The organism is Microbulbifer sp. SE14 (assembly GCF_059834885.1).
On the sequence record NZ_JCBAJA010000077.1, the window covers coordinates 1 to 1,209 of the forward strand.

1 pseudogene is annotated in these 1,209 nt (G+C 51.7%); it reads left to right on the plus strand.

Annotation, left to right across the window (positions count from 1 at the left end):
* Positions 1–351: 351 nt before the first annotated feature.
* Positions 352–1,170, plus strand: a pseudogene (locus tag AC6R19_RS22710) (transposase); the annotation flags it as partial.
* Between the last annotated feature and the right edge of the window lie 39 nt (positions 1,171–1,209).

A 1,209-nucleotide genomic window follows, 5' to 3' on the forward strand; every position in this document is an offset into this window, starting at 1 on the left:
GCTGTTTCAATTATGGCGCCCAAACGAGTAAAAGCCGGATTAGCCTGTGGTTCTGTGGCAGCAGTTGCTCTAGCAGTCTACATGTCCGCTCAGTCCATGTGGTTGGGGTTATTGGCAGGTATGCCAATTGTGGTAGCTTTGCACTTAGTATGGCTAAATAGGTCCTACCTAGCCCATGGTTAACAAGGCCAGTCAGTACGCTCCGGCGCTGCGCGCCTCCGCCGGACGGCCTACGCAATGCGCTTCGCGCAAAAAACGCTACGGCCGCCGCTGCTGGCGGCGTTCAGGTTGTAGAAAAACTCTTAAAACCCAGCGATTTTTGGTAAAATTTGACCCTCAAAGGGAGGGGATATGCCAAATTTCAGGAAATACAGCTACAGCCAGGACGCTATGGTCGTCATCAACTTCGAAGATCAGCTCCAACCCGGCACTTTCGAGTTCACTCTCCATCGCCTGATCGACGATTATATCGATCTCTCCCCTTTCTACGACCAGTACAGCAATGACCAGGGCGGCAGAGCTGCCTACGATCCAGCGATTCTGCTCAAGATTGTCCTCTTTGCCTACGCCAAAGGCATAACCTCCAGCCGCGAGATCCAGTGGCAATGTGAACATAACATCATCTTCAAAGCCCTCTCTTGCGATTCCGTTCCTCACTTCACCAGCATCGCAAGTTTCGTTAGTGGCTACCCAAACGCCATTGAGTCCGTCTTCGAGCAGGTACTGTTAGTCTGTGACCAGCAGGGTCTGCTGGGCAATGAACTCTTTGCTATCGATGGTTGCAAGATGTCCTCAGATGCCTCGAAGGAGCACTCCGGCACCTTAAAAGAGCTGGAACAGAAGCGGGACAAGATCCAGAAAAAGATCCGGCATTGTATGGAGGAGCACAAACGGCTAGACGGGAGAAAGCCCCAAGAGCGAGACCGAAAGAAGCAGCTCGCCCAGGCCACTGAAACCCTCCAGAAGCACTTCGATAAAATTGATCAGTTCCTAAAGACGACAACCCCAAGGAAGGGGCAGGGAAAGAACCAGAAAGAAGTAAAGAGCAATATCACCGATAACGAATCTGCCAAAATGACCACAAGCAAAGGCACCATCCGAGGGTGTTCAAAACTCTGTGTCAGCCAAATAGCCTCACAGGCTGATGTATTTCTCCAGGCGGTCCGGGAAGTGGATCGTCAGCTGTGATAGCGTCAGGTTCCAGTTCTG